The organism is Oerskovia sp. NPDC060287 (assembly GCF_042726775.1).
In the GTDB taxonomy this organism is placed as follows: domain Bacteria; phylum Actinomycetota; class Actinomycetes; order Actinomycetales; family Cellulomonadaceae; genus Oerskovia; species Oerskovia merdavium.
The window spans coordinates 1-5,871 of the sequence record NZ_JBHXBO010000251.1 but is presented as its reverse complement, the minus strand read 5'-3'; the positions used below and the strand labels follow the sequence as shown (position 1 = coordinate 5,871).

At 70.5% G+C, this 5,871-nt stretch carries 4 protein-coding genes; 2 read left to right on the top strand and 2 right to left on the bottom strand.

Annotated elements, in window-relative coordinates; translation table 11 throughout:
- Nucleotides 1-81: 81 nt before the first annotated feature.
- Nucleotides 82-3,084, bottom strand: coding sequence for a carbohydrate binding domain-containing protein (locus ACFWFR_RS16760; RefSeq protein WP_377623735.1), 3,003 nt, complete (start codon nt 3,082-3,084; stop codon nt 82-84).
- A 199-nt stretch (nt 3,085-3,283) separates the two neighbouring features.
- Here ACFWFR_RS16760 and ACFWFR_RS16755 point away from each other — a divergent pair, with 199 nt between their 5' ends.
- Nucleotides 3,284-3,424 (top strand): hypothetical protein, encoded by a 141-nt coding sequence (locus tag ACFWFR_RS16755; RefSeq protein WP_191805822.1) that lies wholly within the window; start codon nt 3,284-3,286, stop codon nt 3,422-3,424.
- A gap of 10 nt (nt 3,425-3,434) precedes the next feature.
- Here the strand turns inward: ACFWFR_RS16755 and ACFWFR_RS16750 are convergent, their stop codons facing one another.
- Nucleotides 3,435-4,481 carry a 5'-3' exonuclease H3TH domain-containing protein gene (locus ACFWFR_RS16750; RefSeq protein ID WP_377623734.1) on the bottom strand — a complete coding sequence of 349 codons (1,047 nt, stop codon included), beginning with the start codon at nt 4,479-4,481 and terminating at the stop codon, nt 3,435-3,437.
- Between the two features lie 278 nt (nt 4,482-4,759).
- On the opposite strand from ACFWFR_RS16750, the gene ACFWFR_RS16745 reads away from it, so the two are divergent.
- Nucleotides 4,760-5,815, top strand: coding sequence for a 2,3-butanediol dehydrogenase (locus ACFWFR_RS16745; protein ID WP_377623732.1), 1,056 nt, complete (start codon nt 4,760-4,762; stop codon nt 5,813-5,815).
- Nucleotides 5,816-5,871 lie beyond the last annotated feature (56 nt).

The window sequence follows — 5,871 nt, the reverse complement described above, 5'->3', positions numbered from 1 at the left end:
GCGCACACAGGACCGGCAGGAAGAGGTGGCGGCGGTCTCGGGAGGGGTGCCGCCCACGAGGCGGCACCCGCTCGACGGCCGCTACTTCAGGTACGGACCTGCCTCACCGACCTTGCCCGGTGCCGGGTTGCCCGGCAGCTCGAGCACGTAGGCGCGCATGTTGCCCTTGCCGCTGACGGACACCGCGAGCGAGCCGCCGGTGACGACCTTGCGGTCACCCGTCACGGCGTCCACGTAGGTGCCGTTCGGGATCCCCGAGAACGTCGCAGAACCGCTCACCGCGACCAGGACGAACGAGTCCACGGAACCCTCCGTGAACCGCTTCTTGTACGCGATCCCACCGGAGACGCCCTCGGTCGAGTACTGCCCCTTCTGGAGTGCCGGGACCGCCCGACGGATCTGGTTGAGGCGCTGGACGTGCTTGACCAGCGGCTGCTGGAGCGTCGTCGCGACCGTCCCGGTGGCCGACGAGACGACCCCGAAGTCGCTCGCCACGACCGTGCCCGCCAGGTGGTCGCCGTAGTAGGCGCGCCCCGTCGTCGCGAGCGGGCACGTCGGGCCGCAGTCGATCTTCTTGCCCGCCTGGAACTCGATCTCCGAGCCGTAGTAGAGCGTCGGGATGCCGCGGAACGTCCACATGAGGCTCATGTTCTCGGCCCACGCGTCGGTGCCCCCGGCGAACCGGGTCTGGGACTTGCCCGGCCCGTAGTCGTGACTGTCGACGTAGACCGCGTTGTACGTCGCGTCGTTCGTGACGTCGTCGGAGTCCTTGCCGGACCAGAAGGCGTTCGAGGCGTCGTCGAAGTTCATGTGCATGCGCATGTCGATGATGTTCATGCCCGACGCCTTGGAGTGGTCGGGCGCGTGGTACGTGTTCCCGACCAGGGTCGCGTTGGTGCTCGTCGGCTGGTTCGCCGGCCCCATGAGGTTCTCGTACTGGAACTGCTCGGCCGCGGCGACGACGTCGTCGAGCGAGTACTCCTTGCGCTCGTCCCACGTGTAGAACGGCGCCGAGTGGTTCACGGACCCGCGGTTCCACTTGTCGTGCACGAACTGCGCGACCTCGCCGAACACGTAGAAGTCCTTGCCCTTCTCGCCGTGCGTCGCGACCGCGTGCTCCTGGATCGCGGGCAGGAAGACCCGGTTCCACGTGACGCGGGGGATGTGGACCGCGGTGTCGATCCGGAATCCGTCGACGCCCATGTCGATGTACTTGTTGTACGCGCCGATCAGGTAGTCCTGCACCTGCTCGTTCTCGGTGTTGAAGTCCGCGAGGTCCTCGTGGATCCAGCAGTCCTGGGCGTCCTTGCCCTCCCAGTTCCCGATCCAGCAGGGGTGGTAGAGGTTCGACGGGAACATGCCGGATGTCGCGTTGGGCCACTGGCAGCTGTACGTCCGGAAGCCCTCGGCCGAATAGCCGACCGGGACACCCCAGCCGGCACAGTTCTGGCCCGCGGGCTGCGTCGAGGACCACAGGTCACCGTTGTAGGTCGAACCGTCGGCGTCCTCCTCGAGCGGGTTGTACTCCTTGCCCGCGACGGGCTCGTCGTAGTACCAGCTCCACTGCGCGTCACGTGCGCCGTACACGGTCGGGGTGAACAGCCCTTCTGCGCCCCAGCGGGACGAGTGGTTGTACACGACGTCCTGGTAGATCTTGATGCCCTTGGCGTGCGCCGCGTCGATCAGGTCCTGGTAGCTCGCGCCCTCGGACTCCAGACGCGGGTCCACACGGTAGAAGTCCCACCCGTGGTAGCCGTGGAAGTCGTAGTCGGAGCGGTTGAGCACGACGGGCGTGATCCAGATCGCCGAGAACCCGAGGCCCTTGATGTAGTCGAGCTTGTCGACGATGCCCTCGAAGTCGCCCCGGAACATGGGGTCGTCGTTCGCGGCGTTGCCCGACTTCACGTCCATCGAGCCGCCGCGGTTGTTGGTCGCGTCGCCGTCGTTGAAGCGCGCCGTCATGACGAAGTAGATCGAGTCCTCGCGCGGGTCCCCGCCCAGCGGCTCGCCCTTCGTGGCGGGGGGCGTGGTCGGCTTGACGCCGGTCGTCCTCGAGACGGTCGCGCTCGCTGCGGAGCGGTTGCCCGCCGCGTCGAACGCGGTCACAGAGTACGAGTACGCCGTGTTCTCGAGGAGGTTCGAGTCGGTCGCGGAGGTGCCCGTGACGTCACGCGTCACGGTGCCCGCACCGCCCGTGCGGGTCACGGTGTAGCCCGCGACCGCCTTGTCGTCGGTCGACGCGGTCCAGCTCGCGGTGAGGCCGATGCCCGCGCCGGTCACGGCCAGGCCCGAGGGGACCGACGGGGCCGTGGTGTCGGGGACCTCGGGGACGACGGGCGGGCACGGGTCGGTCGCGTTCGCCGTGAGCGCCCCGTTCTTCACGGTCGAGACCCCGGGGCCGTAGGCGTAGTCCTTGCCGCCGTTGTTGTCCCAGGTGCCCGACCCGTTGTTGAAGACGACCTTGCCGCCGCTGGCGGACCCCAGGTCGACGGTGAACCGGAACCACCCGGTGCACGCGGCCTCCATGGACTTGCCCGGCGACGTGGTCCAGGCCGCGGTCGTGGTGTTGAAGTGGATCTTCGGGGCGGTCCACGTCGTCGAGTAGTAGAGGGTCGCCGAGCTCGTGGGGGTCTCGGTCGGCGTGGGTTCGGGCGTGGGCTCAGGGTCCGGCGTGGTGGCGCAGGGAGACGTCCCGGTCGTGACGGCGCCGTCCTTGACGACCACGATGCCCGAGCCGACGGTGTAGTTGCGGCCGCCGTTGTTGTCCCAGGTCCCCGACCCGTTGTTGAACGTGAGCTGTGCTCCGGTGGCCGTCCCGAGCGGGATGGTCCGGCTGAGCCAGCCTGCGCACGCGGGCGCCATCGCGACGCCGGGGACCGTGGTCCACGCGCCGCCCGTGGCGGCGTAGTGGACGTTTGTCGTGGCCCAGCCCGAGCGGGCCGGGTAGTAGACCGTGGTCGAGGCCTCGCTGGTGGCGCCGACGGCCGAGGTGGCCGCCGAGGTGACGGCGAGCGGGCCCAGGAGCCCGAGGCCGAGGAGGAGAGCGACAGGTCGTCTCCACCGTGCGAACGTCGTTGATCGCATGATCTTCCTTCATCAAGGGGGCGCCGCCGAGAGTCACGACGGCGTGACTTCTGCAAGGTTGCGTAACGTTGCAGCCTTCCTTGCGGGAACATACAGGACATCCACAGGACTGACCAGAGGTGTGGGAGGCTCGACCCGGCGCGCGGACGCGCGACGGAGCGACCCGGCGCACTGGCGCCGAGCGGGGTGGACGATGGACATGATCAAGCCGTGGCACGTCGTCACGCTCGTCTGCGTGCTGGCCCTCGTGGTCTACGTGGTGGTCGTCGCCAGGGCGTTCCTGAGCGGGGTGCGTGGCGAGGAGCGCGGCCTGCGGCGTCGTCGCCGCCCGCGCACCTGAACGGCGCCGCTCAGCGCACCGACGCGAACGCCTCCAGGACCCGGTCGACGCTCGACCGCAGTCCCCAGCGCGAGGCGAGCGCGTCGAGGGCCGCAGGGTCCGCGGGGGCGGACGGGACGTCGTCGGGCACCGCGGGCAGGGGCGCGTCGCGCGCGACCTGGACCACGAGCGGCGCGACGTCCAGGTAGTCCGCGGCCTCGGTGAGGCGGCGGCGCTGCGTGGGGCTCAGGCCCGGGTCGCCCTCGTCGCGTGCGCGCAGGATGCTCGCGAGGTCGCCGTACCGGGCCAGCAGTCCCGCGGCGGTCTTCTCGCCGATGCCCGCGACGCCCGGCAGGCCGTCGCTCGGGTCGCCGCGCAGCGCGGCCATGTCCGCGTACGCCTGGCCCGAGGTCACGCCGTAGCGCTCGGCCAGGCGCTCGACGTCCACGACGTCGAGCTTCTTGAGCCCGCGTGCGGTGTACAGGACGCGGACGGGTACGTCGTCGTCGACGAGCTGGAACAGGTCGCGGTCTCCCGTGACGACCTCGACGGGCCCGACATCAGGCCCACGGGAGCCGCTCGCACCGATCCCTCCGCCCGCCTCCCGCAGGGCGCGCCGCCTGGCCGCCTCGCGCTCGACGAGCGTGCCGATCACGTCGTCGGCCTCGTAGCCGGGGCAGCCGACACGCGCGATGCCGAGGGCCGCGAGGACCTCGACGATGACGGGGACCTGTGCGAGCAGGGCCTCGGGGACCTCCTCGATGCCCGTGGTGCCCGGCACCTCGGTCGCGACGCGGTGGGCCTTGTAGGACGGGATCGCGTCGACGCGGAACGCGGGCCGCCAGTCGTCGTCCCAGCACGCCACGAGGCGCGCCGGGCGGCGCTCGGTGACCAGCACCGCGATGGTGTCGAGGAAGCCGCGCACGGCGTTGACGGGCGTCCCGTCGGGAGCCCTGACCGAGTCCGGGACCCCGAAGAACGCACGGAAGTACTGCGACGCGGAGTCGAGCAGCAGCAGGCCGCCGTGGCCGGGGAGCTGGGTGTCGCGCAGGGGTGCGGGCGTCGCCGGGTCCGTCATGTCTCCCAACGTACCGGCGACCGCCCACGCGGGCCGTCCGGGCGCCGCGACCCGTCCGCCCGGCGACGGCGACCTGTCCGGTCGGCCTGTCCGCCCGGCGCAGTCCGTTCGATCTGACTCCGTGACGAGGGATGTGTCACATCCGATTCGGGACCTTTGGCCGGGCTCTTGCCCAGGTCACGTGCCTAGGGTGGAAGTTGCCCCGGGCATCGAGGCGACCCGTCCGGGGTCGCCTGTCAGGAACCCAGCGACCAACGAGAGAAGGCGTGGCGAGGATCATGAAGGCAGCACGTTTCCACGGACGAGAAGACATCCGCATCGAGGACGTCCCGGCCCCCGAGCTGCGGCCGGGCGCGGTCGCGATCGACATCGCCTGGTGCGGGATCTGCGGTTCGGACCTGCACGAATACCTCGACGGCCCCATCTTCACGCCCGCCAAGGGCCGGCCGCACCCGCTGTCGCACGAGGAGATCCCCGTGACCATGGGCCACGAGTTCTCCGGGACCGTGACCGCGCTGGGCGAGGGCGTCGACGACCTGACGATCGGCGAGTCCGTCGTGGTCGAGCCCTACTTCGTGTGCGGCGAGTGCGCGCAGTGCGAGGCCGGCAACTACCACCTGTGCGTCAAGATGGGCTTCATCGGCCTGGCCGGTGGCGGCGGCGGACTCTCCGAGAAGGTCGTCGTCGACCGTCGTTGGGTCCACCCCGTGGGCGACATCCCCCTCGACCAGGCCGCGCTCATCGAGCCGCTCTCGGTCGGCCACCACGCGGTCGTCCGCTCGGGCGCCAAGGCCGGTGACGTCGCGCTCGTCGGCGGCGCGGGACCCATCGGGCTGCTCACGGCTGCGGTCCTCAAGGCCCAGGGCGTCACGGTCATCATGTCCGAGGTCTCCGAGGCCCGGAAGACCAAGGCCCGCGAGACGGGCGTCGCCGACCACGTGGTCGACCCCACGCAGGACAACCTCATCTCGCGCGTCCGCGAGATCACGGACGGCCGCGGCGTCGACGTGGCCTTCGAGTGCACGAGCGTCAACGCGGTCCTCGACCAGCTCTTCGACGCGGTCCGCCCCGCGGGCGTGATCGTGGTCGTGTCGATCTGGGGCAAGCCCGCCGCGGTCGACATGCAGAAGCTCGTCCTCAAGGAGATCGACCTCCGCGGGACCATCGCCTACGTGCGCGACCACGCCGAGACGATCAAGCTCGTCCAGGAGGGCAAGGTGAACCTGGCCCCGTTCATCACGGCGAAGGTCCCGCTCGAGGACCTCGTGACCGAGGGCTTCGACACCCTGATCCACCGCAACGAGACCGCGGTGAAGATCCTCGTCCACCCGTGACGGGCTCCCGGCCCGACGGCGGAGCGCACCCACGACGCGGAAGGTGCGCTCCGGCG